Annotated in this window: 14 protein-coding genes; 8 read left to right on the top strand and 6 right to left on the bottom strand. The window is 63.7% G+C overall.

What is annotated here, in order from left to right; genetic code table 11:
• The 5 genes from lpxA (at window position 1) to accA (ending at window position 7,044) form a co-directional block, all read left to right on the top strand.
• Window positions 1-792: an acyl-ACP--UDP-N-acetylglucosamine O-acyltransferase gene (lpxA, locus tag KI797_RS15295; protein WP_161507452.1), complete on the top strand. Its 792-nt coding sequence runs from the start codon at window positions 1-3 to the stop codon at window positions 790-792.
• Complete coding sequence (lpxB, locus tag KI797_RS15290; RefSeq protein ID WP_005330826.1) at window positions 785-1,924, top strand: lipid-A-disaccharide synthase; 1,140 nt, start codon at window positions 785-787, stop codon at window positions 1,922-1,924. The genes lpxA and lpxB overlap by 8 nt, the downstream gene beginning before the upstream one ends.
• 80 nt (window positions 1,925-2,004) lie before the next feature.
• Window positions 2,005-2,595 carry a ribonuclease HII gene (gene rnhB / locus KI797_RS15285; protein ID WP_042649522.1) on the top strand — a complete coding sequence of 197 codons (591 nt, stop codon included), beginning with the start codon at window positions 2,005-2,007 and terminating at the stop codon, window positions 2,593-2,595.
• Window positions 2,596-2,597: 2 nt separating this feature from the next.
• Entirely contained in the window at window positions 2,598-6,077 is a 3,480-nt protein-coding gene (dnaE, locus tag KI797_RS15280) for a DNA polymerase III subunit alpha (protein WP_005330830.1), read from the top strand.
• A 16-nt stretch (window positions 6,078-6,093) separates the two neighbouring features.
• A complete protein-coding gene (gene accA, locus KI797_RS15275; RefSeq protein WP_005330832.1) occupies window positions 6,094-7,044 on the top strand; it encodes an acetyl-CoA carboxylase carboxyl transferase subunit alpha in 951 nt (316 codons plus the stop codon).
• Between the two features lie 74 nt (window positions 7,045-7,118).
• On the opposite strand, the gene KI797_RS15270 is transcribed toward accA, so the two are convergent.
• A complete protein-coding gene (locus KI797_RS15270) occupies window positions 7,119-8,525 on the bottom strand; it encodes an MATE family efflux transporter (RefSeq protein WP_161507450.1) in 1,407 nt (468 codons plus the stop codon).
• 101 nt (window positions 8,526-8,626) lie between these two features.
• Window positions 8,627-9,535, bottom strand: coding sequence for a LysR family transcriptional regulator (locus KI797_RS15265; RefSeq protein WP_161507449.1), 909 nt, complete (start codon window positions 9,533-9,535; stop codon window positions 8,627-8,629).
• 498 nt (window positions 9,536-10,033) lie between these two features.
• Here KI797_RS15265 and KI797_RS15260 point away from each other — a divergent pair, with 498 nt between their 5' ends.
• Both KI797_RS15260 and yjeH read left to right on the top strand, forming a co-directional pair.
• The gene (locus tag KI797_RS15260) at window positions 10,034-11,326 is read left to right on the top strand and encodes an HAAAP family serine/threonine permease (RefSeq protein ID WP_161507448.1); all 1,293 of its coding nucleotides are present in this window, start codon (window positions 10,034-10,036) and stop codon (window positions 11,324-11,326) included.
• Between the two features lie 135 nt (window positions 11,327-11,461).
• Complete coding sequence (gene yjeH, locus KI797_RS15255; RefSeq protein ID WP_041206251.1) at window positions 11,462-12,739, top strand: L-methionine/branched-chain amino acid transporter; 1,278 nt, start codon at window positions 11,462-11,464, stop codon at window positions 12,737-12,739.
• 67 nt (window positions 12,740-12,806) lie between these two features.
• Here yjeH and KI797_RS15250 read toward each other — a convergent pair whose 3' ends face one another.
• The 4 genes from KI797_RS15250 to KI797_RS15235 all read right to left on the bottom strand — a co-directional run bounded on the left by KI797_RS15250 (window position 12,807) and on the right by KI797_RS15235 (window position 18,101).
• Window positions 12,807-13,343: a GNAT family N-acetyltransferase gene (locus KI797_RS15250; RefSeq protein ID WP_161507447.1), complete on the bottom strand. Its 537-nt coding sequence runs from the start codon at window positions 13,341-13,343 to the stop codon at window positions 12,807-12,809.
• Between the two features lie 83 nt (window positions 13,344-13,426).
• Window positions 13,427-15,160: an ABC-F family ATP-binding cassette domain-containing protein gene (locus KI797_RS15245; RefSeq protein ID WP_226169940.1), complete on the bottom strand. Its 1,734-nt coding sequence runs from the start codon at window positions 15,158-15,160 to the stop codon at window positions 13,427-13,429.
• 358 nt (window positions 15,161-15,518) lie between these two features.
• Window positions 15,519-15,956 (bottom strand): PliI family lysozyme inhibitor of I-type lysozyme, encoded by a 438-nt coding sequence (locus tag KI797_RS15240; RefSeq protein WP_161507445.1) that lies wholly within the window; start codon window positions 15,954-15,956, stop codon window positions 15,519-15,521.
• A gap of 114 nt (window positions 15,957-16,070) precedes the next feature.
• Entirely contained in the window at window positions 16,071-18,101 is a 2,031-nt protein-coding gene (locus KI797_RS15235; RefSeq protein ID WP_226169939.1) for a M13 family metallopeptidase, read from the bottom strand.
• A 128-nt stretch (window positions 18,102-18,229) separates the two neighbouring features.
• Between KI797_RS15235 and tilS the strand changes: the two genes are divergently transcribed.
• Window positions 18,230-19,567: a tRNA lysidine(34) synthetase TilS gene (gene tilS / locus KI797_RS15230; protein WP_226169938.1), complete on the top strand. Its 1,338-nt coding sequence runs from the start codon at window positions 18,230-18,232 to the stop codon at window positions 19,565-19,567.
• Window positions 19,568-19,572 lie beyond the last annotated feature (5 nt).

The raw sequence follows: 19,572 nt of genomic DNA, 5'->3' as shown, positions 1-19,572 counted from the left end.
GTGATTGACCAGACTGCCATCATCCACGATACCGCCATCGTCCATGAGTCTGCCGTGATCGGCAAAGGGGTGGAAATCGGCCCCTTTACCGTCATCGGTGCCGAGGTGGAGATCGGTGACGACACCTGGGTGGGTTCCCACGTGGTGATCAAGGGCCCGACCAAGATAGGTCGTGGCAACAAGATCTTCCAGCACACCTCCATCGGTGAGGATTGCCAGGATAAGAAGTACGCCGGTGAGCGCACCTTCCTTGAGATCGGCGACAACAACGTGTTTCGCGAGAACTGCACAGTGCACCGCGGCACCACCCAGGATCAGAGCCTGACTCGGGTCGGCAGCGGTAACTTGTTCATGGTCAACGTGCACGTGGCCCATGACTGCATGATCGGTGACAACTGCATCTTCGCCAACAACGCGACCCTGGCTGGCCACGTTCACATCGGTGACTTCGTGATTTTCGGCGGTCTGTCTGCCATTCACCAGTTCGGCCGCGTCGGCTCCCACGCCTTCGTCGGTGGCTGCGCCGCCCTGAACAAGGACGTGCCGCCCTACGTGATGGCTGCCGGCAACTACGCCAAGCCGTTCGGGGTCAACTCCGAGGGGCTGCGTCGTCGCGGCTTCACGCCTGAGGCCATCTCGGCCGTCAAGCGTGCCTACAAGGAGATCTTCCGCTCCGGCAAGACCATCGAAGAGGTGCTGCCGGTGCTGAGCGAGATGGCGGCCACCGAGCCGGCCGTCCAGCTCTATGTGGATTTCCTCAAGGACAACGAGCGCGGGATCATCCGTGCCTAAGCCCATCCGCATCGGCATCGTCGCCGGAGAGACCTCCGGCGACATCCTGGCCGCAGGGCTGGTGCGCGAGCTGCAGCGCCGCTATCCGGATGCGCAGTTCGAGGGGATAGCCGGGCCGCGCATGCAGGCTCTGGGCGTCAAGGCCCTGTTCGAGATGGACGAGCTCTCCGTCATGGGCATCAGCGAGGTGCTGGGACGTCTGCCCCGGATCCTCCAGGTGCGCCGCGAGCTGCTGCGCCACTTCATTGCAAACCCCCCTGACATCTTCGTCGGGGTGGATGCACCGGATTTCAATATCGGGGTGGAGCTGAAACTGCGCCGCGCCGGTATCAAGACGGTCCACTATGTCAGCCCCTCGGTCTGGGCCTGGCGTCAGGGCCGCATTCACAAGATCAAGGCTGCCACCGACATGGTGCTCGCCTTCCTGCCGTTCGAGAAAGCCTTCTACGACCGTTTCGATGCTCCCTGCCGATTCGTGGGGCACACCATGGCGGACGACATCCCCCTGGTACCGGATCAGGCCGCCGTGCGCAAGGAGCTCGGCATCGATCCCGCCCGTCGCTGGCTGGCGGTGTTGCCGGGCAGCCGGCATGCGGAGGTAGCCTTCATGGCGCCGGTCTTCCTCGAGGCGTGCAAGCATCTGACGGTGCACTGCCCGGATCTCGGCTTCATCGTGCCGCTGGTGAACGAAACGCGGCGCGAGCAGTTCCTCGCCATCAAGGCCGAGGTGGCGCCGGATCTCGACATGGTGCTGCTGGATGGTCAGGGCCGTGAGGCCATGATCGCCGCCGACGTGGTGATGCTGGCGTCCGGCACCGCCGCGCTGGAAGCCATGCTGGTGAAGCGGCCCATGGTGGTGGGTTACAAGCTCAAGCCGCTCAGTTACTGGCTGGCCCAGTGGCTGGTGAAGACGGAGTATGTCTCCCTGCCGAATCTGCTGGCAGACAGGATGCTGGTGCCCGAGCTCATCCAGCATGAGTGCACCCCGGCCAACCTGGTGGAAGAGGTCAGCAAGTTGCTGGAGCACGACAACAGCGAGCTCATCGCCACCTTCACCAAGTTGCACCAGAAGATCCGCTGCAACGCCGATGTGCAGGCCGCCGAGGCGGTGGCCGAGCTACTCGACAGATAGGATGGCTGGCGGCGCGCTTTTGGCGTTATGTTGTGCTGATACTGGCCCTGCGGGGCCGGTTTTGATTCAAGGCCTGTGATATGACGATCGATATTCCACAAGACAAGCTGGTTGCCGGGGTTGACGAGGTGGGTCGCGGCCCTCTGGTGGGTGACGTGGTCACCGCCGCGGTGATCCTGGACCCCGCCAATCCCGTTGAAGGCCTCGCCGATTCCAAGAAGCTCTCCGAGAAGAAGCGCCTCGCCCTGTACGGCGAGATCAAGGCAAAGGCCCTGGCCTGGTCCATAGGCCGCGCCACCCCGCAGGAGATCGACGAGCTCAATATCCTGCACGCTACCATGCTGGCCATGCAGCGCGCCGTGGCGGGCCTCTCTATGACACCTGAACTGGTCTTTATCGACGGCAACCGCTGCCCGGCTCTGCCGATGGAGGCGCGCGCCGTGGTCAAGGGCGACAGCTTGGTGGCCGCCATCAGCGCCGCCTCCATCCTTGCCAAGGTGACCCGGGATGCCGAGATGACCGAGCTGGATAGCCGCCATCCCGAGTACGGCTTCGCCCGCCACAAGGGTTATCCCACTGCCGAACACCTCGCCATATTGGCCGAGCGCGGCCCCCTGCCCGAATATCGGCAGAGCTTCAAACCGGTGCGCCGGGCGCTGGGGATCGAATAACCATGGCCGATCCTCGCTTCGTCCACCTGCGGGTCCACTCCGACTTCTCTATGGTCGATGGCCTGCAAAAGATTGGCCCCATCGTCTCGGCGGCCGCGGCCAACAACATGCCGGCGCTGGCCCTGACCGATCAGATGAACATGTGCGGTCTGGTGCGCTTCTATGGCTCCGCCCATGGCAAGGGGATCAAGCCCATCGTCGGTGCGGATTTCTGGGTGCAGAGCGATGAGCTCGGCGACGAGCAGTTCCGCCTCACCCTGCTTGCCATGGACAACGACGGCTACCAGAACATCACCTTGCTCATCTCCCGCGGCTACCAGCGCGGCCACGTGCAGGGGCGACCCGTCATCGACAAGGGCTGGCTGGTCGAACACGCCAAGGGGGTGATCGTGCTCTGTGGCGGGCGCGAGGGGGATCTCGGCAAGTTCCTGCTCAAGGGCAACCGCCAGATGGTGGAGCAGAGTCTCGCCTTCTACCAGACCCACTTCCCGGATGCCTACTACCTGGAGCTGCTGCGCACCGGCCGACCCGACGAAGAGGTCTACCTGCACATGGCGGTGGCCATCGCCGCCGAGTTCGATCTGCCCGTGGTGGCCACCAACGAGGTGGTATTCCTCGGGGCCGACGACTTCGATGCCCACGAGATCCGGGTCGCCATCCACGACGGCTACACCCTGATGGACAAGCGCCGTCCGCGCCGCTACAGCCCGCAGCAGTACCTGCGCAGTCAGGAAGAAATGTGCGAGTTGTTTGCCGACATCCCGGAGGCGCTGGAAAACACGGTGGAGATCGCCAAGCGCTGCAACGTGACGGTGCGTCTGGGGGAGTATTTCCTGCCGAACTTCCCGACCGGCGACATGACCACCGAAGACTTCCTGGTGATGAAGTCCAAGGAAGGGTTGGAAGACCGCCTGGCCTTCCTGTTCCCGGATCCCGAGGTACGCGCCGCCAAGCGTGGCGAATACGACGAGCGCCTCGACATCGAGCTCAAGGTGATCAACCAGATGGGCTTCCCGGGTTACTTCCTCATCGTGATGGAGTTTATCCAGTGGTCCAAGGACAACGGCATCCCCGTTGGCCCGGGTCGGGGATCGGGGGCGGGGTCGCTCGTGGCCTATGCCCTCAAGATCACCGATCTGGATCCCCTCGAGTTTGATCTGCTGTTCGAACGTTTCTTGAACCCCGAGCGGGTTTCCATGCCCGACTTCGACGTCGACTTCTGCATGGACAGACGGGACGAGGTGATCGAGCACGTCTCCGAGATGTATGGCCGGGAGGCGGTGTCCCAGATCATCACCTTCGGCAGCATGGCGGCAAAGGCTGTGGTGCGGGATGTGGGCCGTGTGCTGGGCCACCCCTATGGGTTCGTGGATCGCATCTCCAAGCTGATCCCGCCGGATCCGGGCATGACGCTGGCCAAGGCGTTCGAGGCCGAGCCCAAGCTGCCGGAGCTCTACGAGCAGGACGAGGAGGTCAAGGACCTCATCGACATGGCGCGCCGGCTGGAAGGTGTGGTGCGCAATGCCGGCAAACACGCCGGTGGCGTGGTGATAGCCCCCACCAAGATCACCGACTTTGCGCCGCTCTACTGCGACGATTCCGGCCACCACCCGGTGACCCAGTTCGACAAGAACGACGTGGAATACGCCGGCCTGGTGAAGTTCGACTTCCTGGGGCTGCGGACCCTCACCATCATCGACTGGGCGCTCGGCATGATCAACCCGCGCCTCGCCAAGGAGGGCAAGCCGCCGGTCGACATCGCCGCCATCCCCATCGATGACAAGAAGTCGTTCGCCCTCTTGCAGCGCTTCGAGACCACGGCGGTATTCCAGCTTGAATCTCGCGGCATGAAGGATCTGATCAAGCGGCTGCAGCCCGACTGCTTCGAAGACATGATCGCCCTGGTGGCGCTGTTCCGACCCGGCCCGCTGCAATCCGGCATGGTGGACAACTTCATCGAGCGCAAGCACGGCAAGGAGGCTATCTCCTACCCGGACGAGAAGTGGCAGCACGAGAGCCTCAAACCCATACTGGAGCCCACCTACGGCATCATCCTCTACCAGGAGCAGGTGATGCAGATAGCCCAGGTGCTGGCGGGTTATACCCTGGGCGGTGCGGACATGCTGCGCCGGGCCATGGGCAAGAAGAACCCCGCCGAGATGGCCAAGCAGCGTTCCGGCTTCGAGGAAGGGGCGGTCAAGAACGGCGTCGACGGCGAACTGGCGATCAAGATCTTCGATCTGGTGGAGAAGTTTGCGGGTTACGGCTTCAACAAGTCGCACTCCGCCGCCTACGCGCTGGTCTCCTACCAGACGCTCTGGCTCAAGACCCACTTCCCGGCCGAGTTCATGGCGGCGGTCATGACCGCCGACATGGACAACACCGACAAGATAGTGACCCTGGTGGACGAGTGTCAGCGCATGGGGCTCACCGTCATACCCCCTGACGTGAATACCGGCCGCTATCGCTTCTCGGTCAACGAAGATGGCCATATCGTCTACGGAATAGGCGCGGTGAAGGGGGTCGGCGAGGGCCCCATCGATGCGATTCTCAGCGCGCGGGATCAGGACGGGCCCTTCCGCGACCTGTTCGACTTCTGCAACCGGGTCGACATCAAGAAGCTCAACAAGCGGGTGATGGAAAAACTCATCCTCTCCGGCGCCATGGACCGGCTCGGCCCGCACCGCGCCGCCCTGATGGCGACGCTGGAGGAGGCCATGCGCGCCGCCGAACAGCACGCCAAGGCCCAGGCGGTGGGTCAGGTCGACATGTTCGGGGTGCTCACCGAGGAGATAGACGACGTCAAGAAGGCGTTCGCCAACGTGCCGCACTGGCCCGACAAGGTGTGGCTGGAAGGGGAGCGCGAGACCCTCGGGCTCTACCTGACCGGCCACCCCATCAACCAGTACAGCAGCGAGCTGCGTCGCTATACCTCGGGCCGTCTGTGCGATCTGCATCCCACCTCCCGGGACACAGTGACCACGGCGGCGGGGCTGGTGATCGCGGCCCGCAGCATGGTGACCAAGCGCGGCAACAAGATGGGGATCTTCACCCTGGACGACAGATCCGGCCGTCTGGATGTGACCCTCTTCAGTGAAGCGCTGGAAAAATACGAAGAATTGATGCAAAAAGACCGTATTTTAGTGGTTTCTGGACAGGTCAGCTTTGATGACTTCTCCGGTGGCCTTAAAATGTCGGCCCGCGAATTGCTGGATATCAACGATGCGAGGGAGCGTTTCGCCAGGGCGATCCGCATTTCCCTCGATGAACAACGCATTGACGAACGCTTTTTCCCGCGTTTGTGCGAGATTTTGGAGCCCGCCCGTGCCGGAGTCTGTCCGGTTCAGGTAAACTATCGTCGGCCCGGCTCCCGGGCGCGATTGACGCTCGGTACCGAGTGGCGGGTGACGCCCACCGATCAACTGATAGATGACTTGCGAGTCCTGCTTGGACGAGAGCGGGTTGAATTGGTTTTTGATTAGAGGATCTATTGTCCCTATGAGTCTTTTTCTGGATTTTGAACAGCCGATCGCCGAATTGCAGGCTCAGATCGATGAACTTCGCCATGTGAGCGAGCACAACAGTGCCGTGGATCTCAGCGAAGATATCCGTCGGCTGGAGAAGAAAAACGAAGAGCTGACCAAGAAGATCTTCGGCGATCTGGGTGCCTGGCAGGTGTCCCAGATGGCGCGTCATCCCCAGCGCCCCTACACCCTCGACTACATCGAGCAGATCTTTACCGACTTCGACGAGCTGGCTGGCGATCGCGCCTATGCCGATGACAAGGCCATCGTCGGCGGCATCGCCCGTCTGGACGGCGAGCCCGTCATGGTGATTGGTCAGCAGAAGGGTCGCGAGACCAAGGAGAAGATCCGTCGCAACTTCGGCATGCCGCGCCCGGAAGGGTACCGCAAGGCCCTGCGCCTGATGGAGATGGCCGAGCGCTTCAAGATGCCGATCATCACCTTCATCGACACCCCGGGCGCCTATCCCGGCGTGGGTGCCGAGGAGCGTGGCCAGTCCGAGGCCATCGCCCGCAACCTGAAAGTCATGGCCGGCCTGACCGTGCCGGTGGTCTGCACCGTGATCGGTGAAGGCGGCTCCGGCGGCGCGCTCGCCATCGGGGTTGGCGATCGCGTCAACATGCTGCAGTACTCCACCTACTCGGTCATCTCGCCGGAAGGGTGCGCCTCCATCCTGTGGAAGAGCGCCGACAAGGCGCCGGTGGCCGCCGATGCCATGGGCATCACCGCCCAGCGCCTGAAGGAGCTGAAGCTCATCGACAGCATCGTCGAAGAGCCCCTCGGCGGCGCCCATCGCAACGTGGAGCTGATGGCCCAGCGCCTGAAGGATCGCATCAAGCAAGATCTCGCTGCCTTGCGCCCGCTGGACAGCGACCAGTTGTTGGAGCAGCGCTACCAGCGCCTGCTGGGTTACGGCTACTGCTAACGCCCCTGTGCATCTGTTGTGAAAAGTCCCCGCATTGCGGGGACTTTTTTATGGGCGACAGAAAACCTGAGGTCTCATCTCGTCATCACCTCTTCCCTCACCTGTACCAGGGGGCGGCGCTGGTGGCGGGGGGCCTTGGCCTGCGTGAGGCGACGCCACTCCCGCCACAGCAGCCAGCACAGCGGCGGAGTCAGCAGCAGTACGGTTGCGGGCTGGGCCAGCAGCACACCGTCGCGGCCCCACCAGAGCGGCAGCAGGAAGATGAGCGGCAGCAGCAGTGCCGTCTTGGCGGCCGAGATGACCAGGGCCTGGCGGGTGCGAGCCATGGATTGCAGCAGCACTATGCCGAACATGATGATCCCCTCCAGTGGAATGGCGGCGAGGTTGAGGGTCAGGCTGCTGACGGCGGCGGCCAGCAGCTCGGCATCCTGTTCCCCGGTATAGAGCATGGCGACCTGACGGGGCAGCAGCTGGATCAGCAGCCAGACCGCCAGACCGTAGATGAGAGTGATCTTGAGCCCCATGGCCATCAGGAATCTGAGATCCCGCTGGCGCTTGGCCCCGGTGGCCTGGCTGATCAGCGGCTGAATGCCGAAGGCCAGCCCCTGCAGGATCACGATGAACACCGCCTCGGTGTAACCGGCCACGGTGAAGCCCGCCAGATCCTTGACCGAGCCGTGCACCATCAGCTGGCTGTTGTGCAGCAGCAGCAACAGCCCCAGGTTGAACTGGGCGATCAGGCTCGGCAGCCCGGTGAACAGCAGGTTGGGCATGGCCGGGAAGCTGGGCACCATTTGGCGCCATTCCAGCCGCAACCTGGCGCGGGAGGTAAAGAAATAGCCGAGGCCAAGCAGGCTGACCACCCCTTCCGAGATGAGAGTGGCCTGGGCCGTGCCCACCAGTCCCAGCCCCAGGCGGCCGACCATGATGTAGTTGAGCAGTATGTTGAGCAGGGCACCGCCGCTCACCAGCACCATGGCGAGGCGAGGTCGGCCGTCGTTGCGCAGCAGATAGGGCACCGCCAGGTTGCTGGCCAGCAGCAGGGTGCCACCCCCAATCCAGGTGAGGTAGTCGCTGGCCTGCTGCCAGGTCTCGGTGCCCGGAACAATGCCCAGGGCCAGCAGGATGTCATGATGCCAGTGGTGCAGCAGCAGCGGTGCCAGGGTCCCCAGCAGCACCAGCAGCCAGAATGCATTGACCAGTGCCTGGCGAGCCAGGGCGAGGTTTCTGGCGCCCTGCTGGAGGGAGATGGCGGTCGCCGCCCCCATGGCGATCATGGCGGCGAGGCCGATCAGCACCATGATGACCGGATAGACCAGGTTGATACCGGCGAGACCGGCGGCGCCCACATAGTGGCCAACGAAGATGCCATCCACCAGGTAATAGGCACCGGAGACCAGCATGGCCATGATGGAGGGGAGGGCATAGCCCCAGAAACGACGGGTCATGGCCCGCTGGCGGCGAATGAAATAGGCTGACATAGCTGTGCTTCTGCGGGTTGGGGGATCGAAGGCACAGTGTAGATTCTTATATTTCTATTGATAATCCGGTCTTTATTTGATGGATTGATGAATGTTACTCATCAGTCTTGCGGGCTATGATGGGCCTTCAACATGTCTATCAGGGCCCGCAGGCCTTGGCCCAGCTGGTGGCGGCTGGGATAGTAGAGATGGAAGCCGGCAAAGGTGGGGCTCCAGTCGGACAACACCGTCACCAGTCGCCCCGCTGCCAGGGCATCGCTCACCTCCTCCTCATAGCAGTAGGCCAGCCCCAGGCCGGCCTCGGCCGCCCCCAGGTAGAGGGCGGGGGTGCTGGTGGTCAGCGGCCCGCTCACCTCGATCTCCAGCAGCTCGCCATCGGCGGCAAAGGCCCAGCGATAGTGGTGATGGGGGGTGAGGCGATAACCGATGCAGTCGTGCTGACGAAGATCCGAGGGGTGGCGAGGGATGCCGCGCCTTGCCAGGTAGTCGGGGGAGCCCACCACCAGGTAGCGCTGCAACGGACCCAGGGGCACGGCTATCATCTCCTTGGGCAGTATGTCCCCATAGAAGAGGGCGGCATCATAGCCATCCTCGATGAGGCGCGGTATCAGCTCCAGCTCCACCACCTCCACCTGCATGCGCGGATAGCGCACCAGATAGTCGATAAGCACAGGGGCCAGCACCTCCTGAATGGCGGCCCTGGGCGCACAGATCTTCAACCTGCCGACCGGTTCATCGCCATGGCGAGTCAGCTCCTCCAGCGCCTCCTCCAGCTGACCCAGGGTCGGCAGCAACTGCGTCAGCAAGCGTTCCCCCGCATCGGTCGGCACCACGGCCCGGGTGCTGCGATTGAGCAACCTGACCCCCAGACGACTCTCCAAGCCCTTGAGGGAATGGCTCAGGGCCGAGGCCGAGACCCCGAGTTCGAGGGCGGCCCTGCTGAAACTGCGGTGGCGGGCGACGGCGGCAAATACCGCCAGTTCGGCAAGATCGGTGCGGGTGATGGTCATGTTCAGCAAGCGGCAGAGAGGGAAAACCAAGGGTACGCCAAGGGAGGGCGGGAGACAATCGGCACGCTGTCGCGGGGGTTGTAACTGCTTTGTTGCTCTTTTCAGGGGTGTTTTAAACCATCACCTATTTTTGATTTGTTAAAAAAATTTCGCAACATGGCGTATGTAATGTGATCTTGCTCGTTTGAAAGGCGACTGGAATCAAACTTTGGTTGATTAATTCAAAAAAACGCTGTGATTAATAGGGCCTTTTAACTAGAGTCAGCTCATCGGATGAGGTGGCCGTTGCCGATTTGTTAAATGGCGCGAGCGACACCCTCAGCATCACGATCTCATGCCTTCGTTTGTTGCGATTTGGTTGCCACATGGAGTGATGGCCAAATGGCCGGGGCCTGAGAATAAAAAAAGGACGAACAGCAGGTGTTCCAGGGAGAGGGAACCGGGCCCATGCCCACCGACTAGTAAGAATCCACTTTCCTTGATGACAGGAACATCCCTATGTCTGACATGAATATTGCAGTTGAAGGCAGCTTGAGCAACGCCTCCTCCCGTGGCATCAACAAGGCCGATCTGGTCTGGATGCTGGGTCTGTACGGTACCGCCATCGGTGCCGGTGTCCTCTTCCTGCCGATCAATGCCGGCGTCGGTGGCCTCTGGCCACTGGTGGCCATGCTGGTGCTGGCCCTGCCGCTGACCTTCTTCGCCCACCGTGGCCTGACCCGCTTCGTACTGTCCGGCTCCACCCGTGATGGTGACATCACCGAAGTAGTGGAAGAGCATTTCGGCAAGACCGCAGGCAAGTTCATCACCCTGCTCTACTTCTTTGCCATCTACCCCATCCTGCTGATGTACTCGGTGGCCATCACCAACACCGTAGAGAGCCTGATGGTTCACCAGCTGGGCATGACGGCGCCTCCCCGTGCCATCCTGTCGCTGGTGCTGATCCTGGGTCTGATGGCGATCGTTCGCCTCGGCGGCCAGGTGATCGTCAAGGCGATGAGCGTGCTGGTGTTCCCCTTCGTGATCACCCTGATGGGCCTGGCGCTCTACCTGATCCCACACTGGAACGGTGCCATTGTGACCGAAGCGCCTGCGCTGTCCGAGGCCTTCAACGGTGACTTCATCAAGACCCTGTGGCTGGCCATCCCTGTCATGGTGTTCTCCTTCAACCACTCCCCGATCATCTCCTCCTTCGCGGTGGACAACAAAGGCCGCTATGGTGAGAAGGCGGAGAAGAAGTGCAGCAACATCCTGCTGGGTGCCCACGTCATGATGGTGATGACAGTGATGTTCTTCGTATTCAGCTGCGTACTGAGCCTCTCCCCGGCTGACCTGGCGGCTGCCAAGGAACAGAACATCTCCATCCTTTCCTACCTGGCCAACCACTTCGACAACCCGGTGATCGCCACAGTGGCACCGCTGATCGCCTTGGTTGCCATCAGCAAATCCTTCCTGGGTCACTACCTGGGTGCGCAAGAAGGCATGAACGGCCTGATGGCCAAGGCGCTGCGCGAGAAGGGCAAGAAGGTCGAGATCAAGCAGCTGAACAAGGTGACCGCTGTCTTCATGATCCTGACCACCTGGGCCATCGCCACCATCAACCCGAGCATCCTCGGCATGATCGAAGACCTGGGTGGCCCCATCATCGCCATGCTGCTGTTCCTGATGCCGATGTACGCCGTCGCCAAGATCCCGGCCATGCGCAAATACGCCGGCAACCTCAGCAACGGCTTCGTGACCCTGATTGGCCTGATCGCCATGTCCGGCATCATCTACAAGCTGATTGCCTGATAATTCCGGTTACGCTGTTGAATAAAGAAGCCGCCTCCCAAGAGGCGGCTTTCTTGTTTGCGGCGCAGAGTGCTTAACAAAGCCGTGGTGGCGGCCTAACATGGCAGGATGTTTTTCTAGACGGGACAAAAGGATATGTCTGGGTTGAAAAAGGATCTCGGGCTCTGGCAGGGGATGGGGTTGCTCGCCACCTCATTGCTCGGCACCGGGATCTTCGTGGTACCGGCGACAGCGGCGTCGCTGGCGGGAGGGGCGTCGCTCTGGGCCTGGGTGCTGCTCATCGTACTGGTGCTGCCCATCGCCTTTACCTTCGCCCGCCTCGGGCGCCGCTATCCCCATGCGGGCGGGGCGCCGCACCTCATCGGGCTCGCCTTTGGCAACGGTGCCGAGCGCTTCTCCGCCTTCCTGTTTCTGGCGGTGCTGCCGGTGGGGCTGCCTGCCGCCCTCACCATAGCCGCCGGTTTCTGGCATGCCTTGTTCGACATGGGGGAGTTGACCCTGTGGGCCATCCAGCTGCTGACCCTGCTCGGGGTCTTCCTGCTCGGCTTGAGGGGGGCGCGCTCCTCTGGCAACCTGCAGTTGCTGATCGCTCTGGCCATATTGGGGCTGACCCTGCTCATCTGGGTCAAGGGGGATCTGAGCTGGCGCGACGCCGCCCGGCCGCTGCCGACGGCCGCCGAGTGGCCCGCGATGGGCACGGCGCTGGCGGTGATGTTCTGGTGCTTCGTGGGGCTGGAAGCCTTCGCCCACATGGGGGAGGAGTTCAAGCGACCGGAGCGGGATTACCCCATCGCCCTGCTCGGCGGCGTCTTGCTGGCGGGGCTCATCTACTGGGTCCATTCCCTGGTGGTGCTCAAATACGGCCTCTATGGGGACGAGGCGACTAACGCTACCGCCATCCCGGCCCTGCTCTCCCTGCTGTTCGGCCCCACCGCCAAGTGGCTGGTGGCGGTGCTCGGCTATCTCTCCTGCTTTGCCAGCATCAACATCTACCTGCAAGGGTTTGCCCGGCTTATCTGGAGCATGGCGCGCGAAGGCAAGTTGCCCGCCTCCCTGGCCCGGCTGTCCGCCCGGGGCGCGCCACTCAACGCCCTGTGCTGGGTACTCGCCATCTGCCTCGTCTCCATCACATTGATCCTCTGGCTCAGGCTGCCGCTCGATGAACTCATCCGCTACGCCAACGGCAACTTCGTGCTGGTCTATCTGCTCTGCATGGCGGCGGGCTGGCGCCTGCTTGGCGGCACGGGCAAGGGGCTGGCGGGGGTGAGTGTCTTGCTCTGCGCGGCCGTGCTGGTGGCGCTCGCCTCCCAGGTACTCTACGCCCTGTTGTTGAGTGCGGGTTACGGCTGCTTCTCCCTGTGGCGGCGCAGGCGCCGTCGCGCGGCGCCAGGTGACATCTGCGCCATCAAGTGAGCCTTCCTCTGGATGAGAAAAGCCCCGCAGTGCGGGGCTTTTTGCTGGCGATCAGATGTGGTGGTGCTTAAAGGTCTGGCAGGTCACTGCGCAGCAGGGCGTAGTGGCGCAGGGAGACAGGCCGATCCCCCTTCCACTCGCACTCCCGCGCCGTACCTTCGTAATGAAAGCCGGCCCGCTCCAGCAGGCGGGCGGAGGGGAGGTTGGGCTCTTCCACCACCGCCAGCAGCCGATGCAGCGCTGTGGTGCGGTAAGTCAGCGGGAGCCACAGTCGCAGCGCCGCGCTCATCACCCCCTTGCCCCAGTGTTCGGGATAGAGCCAGTAGCCCAGCTCGGCTCGCCGGTGCTCAGGGTCGGCGTCGTTGTAGCCGATGGCCCCCAGCGGTTCGCCCGTGTGCCGGTCACGAACGAGGTGCCAGGCGCCGCGACCCGTGCGGGTCAGCTCGACGTACCAATCCATCTGGGCCTGGCATGCCGTCAGGCTGTCGTAGCTGACGCCGTAGTAGGCGATGACTCGCGGATCGGAGAGGCCGCGATAGATGTGGGGCAGGTCGGCCTCGCTGACGGGATCCAGCCTTATTTCTGGCGGTGTAGTTGAAGTCATGGTGGCTCCTTGCGGCCAGCCGTGGCTGGCCGCTTGTGTTGAGTCAAACAGAGGGGGATGGCCAAGGTGGTTTATGGCTGTGCTCATGATTCGACAAGCCCGAGCAGGCCGGCCAGCCTTGCCAGCTCATGGCGCCACTCTTGCTGCAGCTGCGGGGTCTGGTGCCTGGGCTTGCGGGCGAGATCGGCGGCCAGCAGGGCATCGAGCTCATACCAGCGGGCCAGCAGGGCCTCTTCGTCATCCTCCGCACTGGCAGTGGCCTGGCGGGCGTCGTGCCCGGATGGCCCGCCAGCTAGTGGCCTCTGCTGCTGGTCGATCAGCTCGGCATAGGCCCGCTCGGCACTGTGGGCCTCCTGGATGCGTCCGTCTCTGATCAGCCAGAAGCGGTTGCAACTGCGCTCGATCAGATCCCGGTCGTGGGAGACCAGCAAGACGCCCCCGGGGAAGGCGTTCAAGGCCTCGGCCAACTCCTCCTTGCCCGCCAGATCCAGGTGGTTGGTGGGTTCATCGAGCCAGAGCAGATGGTGGCTGCCGAGCGATAGGGCAAGAAACAGCAGCCTGGCCCGCTCGCCCCCGCTCAAGGCGTGCACCCGTTGGCCATGGCGGGAGTAGGGGAAGCCTGCGCGGATCAGCGCCTGGCGCCGTGTCACCTCCGGCAAGGGCGCCAGGGGATAGAGGGCGTCGCTCAGGGTGGCGTTGTCGTCCAGCTGCTGCAGGGACTGATCGTAATAGGCGATGCTGGCGCCGGGGTGGCAGTACCAGCCTTCCCCCGCCACCTGCGAAGCCAGCTCACGCCAGCATTGGCGCAGCAGAGAGGACTTGCCGGTGCCATTGGCGCCGAGCAGGGCGACCCTGTCGCCAGCCCGCAACCAGAGATCCTCAGCCCGCAGCAGGGGCGGCAAGCCGGGGGCGGGGCGCACCTCGAGGGCTTCCAGTCGCATCAGTGCATCGGCGGGCAGTGCCTGCCCGTGCAGCTCGAGGCGCCAGGGGGCCGGCGCCGCGACAGTGCTCTGCTCCTCCTGCAGACGGATGATGCGTTTTTCCATGGACTTGGCCTGGCGCACCAGCTTCTCGTTGTCATACTCGCGCCCCCAGATGGCGAGGCGCTTGCTGCTGGCACTCAGGCGGTCTATCTCCTTTTGTTCGTCGGCCCGGCGCAGGCGGGCCTGCTCGTCCTCTTCGGCCAGCGCCACCCTGGCCTGATTGCAGGGCAGGGCGAAGCGGTGCAGTTGGCCATCTCGCAGGATCAGGGTCTCGCGGGTCACCCGATCGAGCAGGCGGGCATCGTGGGAGACCAGCACCAGGGCGCCCCGCCAGCCAAGGAGGAACTGCTCCAGCCAGAGCAGGGCGGGCAAGTCCAGATGGTTGCTGGGTTCATCGAGCAGCAGCAGGTTGGGCTGGCGCAACAGGGCGCGGCCTATCTGTAACCGGGTGTGCTGGCCGCCGCTCAGGGCGCTGGCGGGTAATTCGGCCTGCTCTTCGAGTTGCAGCTCGGTCAGCATCTTGTCCACCTGCCAGTCGGCGGCGGGGTCACCCCCCAGGGCATCCTGTAGCACTACGCGGGTGCCGAGCCCTTGCAGCCTTGGGGGCAGGTGCTGGGCCACGAACTCGCAGCGGCAGGGGGCGGCCTGCTGCACCCGTCCGTCATGGGGTTGCAACTCACCGGCCAGCAGGGCGAGCAGGGTGCTCTTGCCGCAGCCATTGGCGCCAATCAGGCCCAGGCGATCGCCGCTCTGGATGCCGAGATTGATGTGGTCAAACAAGGGGAGGTGTCCCGCAGTCATCTGCAGGGAGTGGGTACTCATCAGGGTCGTCATGCTCTTGCTCTCTTAAATCGCGGGATCAGAAATCCCTGTCATCAGGAGCGCTGGCGACAACGGTCGAGAAAGGTCTCGGTGTGGAAGGAGTCGGCTTTGCTCGAACCCGCTATCGCAGCGCGATGGTATGCAGGCAAGAGCAGGCAAATGTGCCGAACAGGCGGGCCGAAATGATCGGGCACGCTTGGATAACCATGTTTTACCTCCTTGTGTTTCGTTATGGCACGGTGCGGCGATTATAAGCGCAGAAAAAATAACCGTCTATTCACGGCGACGCCCTGCGGGGGAGGTGGGAAGGAACATCGTCAGATGCGGGGCAAAAAAACGCCCCGCTGGGCGGGGCGTGGTGATGGGTGTGTCAGTCGCGGGGGGTCTTGAGCGCCTGGATCACATCTTCATTGGGGGCCAGTCCCTCCACATGGTTGAAGCTGTCCAGCCCCTCCTGTGGATTGATGGTGAAGGCGTCGGCGCTCAGGTAGCTGCCGCTGCCGGCGCTTTCGACCACGACGATGAGCTCGGGCTGCTTGTCGCCATTGAGATCCAGCAGCTTGAGCTCCTTGATGCTGCCATCGCGCGGCAGCACCTTGCCGTCGATGAACTGATCCAGCGGGAACTGGGGGTTGGCGCCGGAGTAGAGGCGCACGTCGTAGCTGCCGGTGGAGGCAGGTTCGCCGCGCCCTTCGCTGACGGTCACTACCTGGCCTGAAGGGAGCGTCAGCTGTTTGAAGAGCCCGTCCGCCGCCTGGCTGGCGAGGGGCAGGGTGAGCAGGCCGAGAGTAAGGAATAAGGCTTTCATGGATGTGACCCTTGTTGCTGCTTGTCTTGCGGTGTCAGTGGGCAGGGGCCTGGCCCCGCCCTGTCTGTGGTCGACCCGGGGCCGGTTGTCGGCCAGCCCCTGTCGACCCTGTGTTTACCAGATCTTGACCCGTTTGGCCGGATCAAGATAGAGCTTGTCACCCGGCTGGATGTTGAACGCCTCGTAGAAGGCGGGGATGTTCGGCACCACGCCGTTGACCCGGTACTCCGGCGGCGAGTGGGGATCCGAGGCGAGCAGCATCTGCATCAGCTCGGGGCGATACATGCCCTTCCATACCTGGGCCCAGCCGAGGAAGAAGCGCTGCTCGCCGGTGAAGCCGTCCAGCACCGGGGCCTCCTTGCCATCCAGCGACAGCAGGTAGGCTTTGTGGGCGATGGTAAGGCCGCCGAGATCGCCGATGTTCTCCCCCTGGGTGAACTGGCCGTTGACGTACTGCCCCTTGATGGGCTCGAAGCGGTTGTACTGAGCCACCAGCCGGCTGGTGCGGAAGCGAAACTCCTTGAGATCCTGGGGCGTCCACCAGTCGCGCATCACGCCGTCACCGTCGGATTTGGCGCCCTGATCATCAAAACCGTGACCCATCTCGTGGCCGATCACCCCGCCGATGGCGCCGTAGTTGACCGCGTCATCCGCCTGCATGTCGAAGAAGGGGGGCTGCAGGATGGCGGCCGGGAAGACGATCTCGTTGTTGCTCGGGTTGTAGTAGGCGTTCACCGTCTGCGGCGACATGTGCCACTCGTCTCTGTCTACCGGCTTGCCGAGGCGCGCCAGGTTGTCGGCGTATTCGAAGGCGCGAGCCCGCTGCAGGTTGCCCACCAGATCATCGGCACGGATCGCGATGGCGCTGTAATCCTTCCACTTGTCCGGGTAGCCGATCTTGGGTCTGAACTTGGCGAGCTTGGCCAGGGCCTGGGTCTTGGTGGCTGGCGACATCCAGTCCAGCTCCTCGATGCTCTGGCCGTAGGCGGTGCGCAGGTTCTCCACCAGCTGCTCCATGCGGGCCTTGGCCTCTGGCGGGAAGTAGCGCTCCACGTAGAGCTTGCCCACTGCCTCGCCAAGGTTGTTGTCCAGCACCCCGAGCGCTCGCTCCCAGGGGGCGCGCTGCTTGGGCGTGCCGCTTAACGTGGTGCCGAAGAAGGCGAAGTTCTGGGCATCGGTCTGGCTGTCGAGGTAGGGGGCGAAGTCCGTGATGAGCTGCCACTTGAGGTAGGCCTGCCAGTCATTGACCGGGGTCTGCTGCATCACCTCGTTGAGGGCCGCAAGGTAGCTCGGCTGGCCGATGACCAGGCTCTGCTGCCCCGCAAGGCCTGCCTGGCCGAGATAGGCGTCCCAGTCGATGGTGGGGGCGAGGCGCTTGAGCTCGCTCACCGGCCCCTTGTTGTAGTTCTTCTCCCTGTCCCGCAGGGCCACGTTGTCCCACTGGATCTGGGCGAGCCGGGTCTCGAGAGCCAGGATACGCTTGGCCTTGGCCCCCGCATCCGCCTCGCCGAAGCGGCTCAGCATGGCGGCGATGTGCTGCTCGTATTTTTGCAGCAGCGCCTGGCTGGCGGCATCCGTCTTGAGATAGTAATCCCTGTCCGGCAGGCTGAGTCCGGATTGATAGAGGTAGACCGCATAGCTGTCCGGTGCCTTGGCGTCCGCGTCTATCCAGAAGCCGAACGGGGCGTTGCCACCGATGCGGCCGCTCTGGGCGAAGGCGCGGGCGAGGTCCTGAGGGGTTCGGATCTGCTCTATCTCGCTCAGCATGGGCAACAGCGGCGCAGTGCCCTTGGCGTTGCGGGTCTTCTGATCCAGATAGCTCTGGTAAAGACTCCGGATCTGCTGGGCCTGGGTGCCAGTGGCAGCCTTGCCGTCCAGCCCTTCCACCAGCACCCGCACGTCCGCCAGGGACTTGTCCCGCAGCATGTAGAAGGCGCCGTCGGCGGGCCTGTCGTCCGGGATCTTGGCGGTACCGAGCCAGTGGCCGTTCACGTAGCGGAAGAAGTCGTCACCGGGTTTGACCCGGGTGTCCATGTTGGCCAGCGCGAGGCCGGAGTGCTTGTCTGTCTGGTCCGGTCCCTGACTGCAGCCGGCCAGCAGGGCCAGCCCGATGAGGCCAGCCAGTATGCTTTTCTTATTGTTCATTTTTCTGATTCCAATTCGGGTTACTCAGCGTCCCTGCCCAGGTCGGGAGGAAACTCACTCTAGCAGTCGGGTTAGCGCTTGATAAGCCCGACTCTGCTAAGATCGGCCTGGTCGTATTGGGGAAGCCTATGATTTCTCGTATTTATTCTCGTTTTTGTCAGGCTCTGCCCGCACCGGAAGGTTCCCGGGGCCTGTTGGTGGCCTTCAGTGGCGGGCTCGATTCCACCGTGCTGCTGGTGCTGGCGGCCCGCTTTGCTCACGCCCACGGCCTCACCCTGCGCGCCCTGCACGTCCATCACGGCCTGAGCCTTCACGCCGACGACTGGGTGGCCCACTGCGAAGCGGTGTGTCAGCAACTGGCGGTGCCGCTCATGGTGGAGCGGGTGCGGCTCTCCCGAGGCAATGGCGACAGCCTGGAGGCCCAGGCGCGGGAGGCTCGCTATCAGGCCCTTGCCGCTCAGCTGGAGGAGGGGGAGTGGCTGCTTACCGCCCACCATCAGGACGATCAGCTGGAGACCCTGCTGCTGGCGCTCAAGCGTGGCGCCGGCCTGCGTGGGCTGGCGGGCATGGTGCCGAGCCAACCCTTTGCGGGTGGGCTGCTGCTGCGCCCCTTGCTCGAGGTGAGTCGGACCGAGCTGGCGGAAGCCGCGCAGTCACTTCCTTATGGCTGGGTGGAGGATGAGAGCAACGAGGATGTGAGCTATGACCGCAACTTCCTGCGCCAGCAGCTCATCCCCCAGCTCAAGGCCCGCTGGCCTGCCATGGCCCAGACGGCGGCGCGCAGCATGGCGCTGTGCGCCGAGCAGGAGGCGCTGATCAGCGAGCTGGCGGAGGCGGACTGGCAGGTGGCAGGTGAGGGCGATGTGCTGTGCATCGAGGCGCTGCAGCCGCTCTCCCCGGTGCGGCGCAACAACCTGCTGCGCCACTGGATCCGCCGCCTGGGGGGGGAGATGCCCTCCCGGGAGCTGCTGGGGCTGCTGTGGCAGGAGGTGGCGCTGGCGCGCGAAGACGCGAACCCCAGGCTGAGTCTGCAGGGGCTGGAGTGCCGCCGCTTTCAGGGGCGACTCCATCTGGTGCCGCCCGGCCTTGCCCCCCGTGAGGAGGTGTTGCCCACCCGGGCGGGGGAGACGCTCCGCCTGCCGGACGGACTGGGGACCTTCAGGCTGCTGTCATCGGATGGGGGGGAAGGGCTGCGCCCGCCACGGGAGGACGAGCCCCTGTCGGTACGTTTTCAGGTGGCGCCAGGCGTCATGCTCAAGCCGGTTGGGCGGGTTGGCAGCCGACGCCTGAAGAAGTTGTTGCAAGAATACGGGGTGCCTTCCTGGCAACGGGGACGCATCCCCATCCTCTACTACGGGGAGCAGGTGGCGCTGGTGGCCGGGCTCTTCGTCTGCGACGGATTTCTGGCGCCCGAGGGTGGCATGGCCTGGGAGTGGCGGCGTGCCGTCACCCTGGGCGCTGGCTGACGGCA

The sequence above is a fragment of the Aeromonas media genome (assembly GCF_020423125.1).
Taxonomy (GTDB): Bacteria; Pseudomonadota; Gammaproteobacteria; order Enterobacterales; family Aeromonadaceae; genus Aeromonas; species Aeromonas media.
The sequence above is the reverse complement of the archived record's forward strand: the minus strand, read 5'-3'. Positions and strand labels throughout refer to the sequence as shown.

Excerpts from the sequence above, each read along its gene's own strand:
- rnhB (WP_042649522.1), top strand. The coding sequence starts at position 2,005 with ATGACGATCGATATTCCACAAGACAAGCTGGTTGCCGGGGTTGACGAG.
- dnaE (WP_005330830.1), top strand. The coding sequence starts at position 2,598 with ATGGCCGATCCTCGCTTCGTCCACCTGCGGGTCCACTCCGACTTCTCT.
- accA (WP_005330832.1), top strand. The coding sequence starts at position 6,094 with ATGAGTCTTTTTCTGGATTTTGAACAGCCGATCGCCGAATTGCAGGCT.
- KI797_RS15270 (WP_161507450.1), bottom strand. The coding sequence starts at position 8,525 with ATGTCAGCCTATTTCATTCGCCGCCAGCGGGCCATGACCCGTCGTTTC.
- KI797_RS15265 (WP_161507449.1), bottom strand. The coding sequence starts at position 9,535 with ATGACCATCACCCGCACCGATCTTGCCGAACTGGCGGTATTTGCCGCC.
- KI797_RS15260 (WP_161507448.1), top strand. The coding sequence starts at position 10,034 with ATGTCTGACATGAATATTGCAGTTGAAGGCAGCTTGAGCAACGCCTCC.
- yjeH (WP_041206251.1), top strand. The coding sequence starts at position 11,462 with ATGTCTGGGTTGAAAAAGGATCTCGGGCTCTGGCAGGGGATGGGGTTG.
- KI797_RS15250 (WP_161507447.1), bottom strand. The coding sequence starts at position 13,343 with ATGACTTCAACTACACCGCCAGAAATAAGGCTGGATCCCGTCAGCGAG.
- KI797_RS15245 (WP_226169940.1), bottom strand. The coding sequence starts at position 15,160 with ATGACGACCCTGATGAGTACCCACTCCCTGCAGATGACTGCGGGACAC.
- KI797_RS15240 (WP_161507445.1), bottom strand. The coding sequence starts at position 15,956 with ATGAAAGCCTTATTCCTTACTCTCGGCCTGCTCACCCTGCCCCTCGCC.
- KI797_RS15235 (WP_226169939.1), bottom strand. The coding sequence starts at position 18,101 with ATGAACAATAAGAAAAGCATACTGGCTGGCCTCATCGGGCTGGCCCTG.
- tilS (WP_226169938.1), top strand. The coding sequence starts at position 18,230 with ATGATTTCTCGTATTTATTCTCGTTTTTGTCAGGCTCTGCCCGCACCG.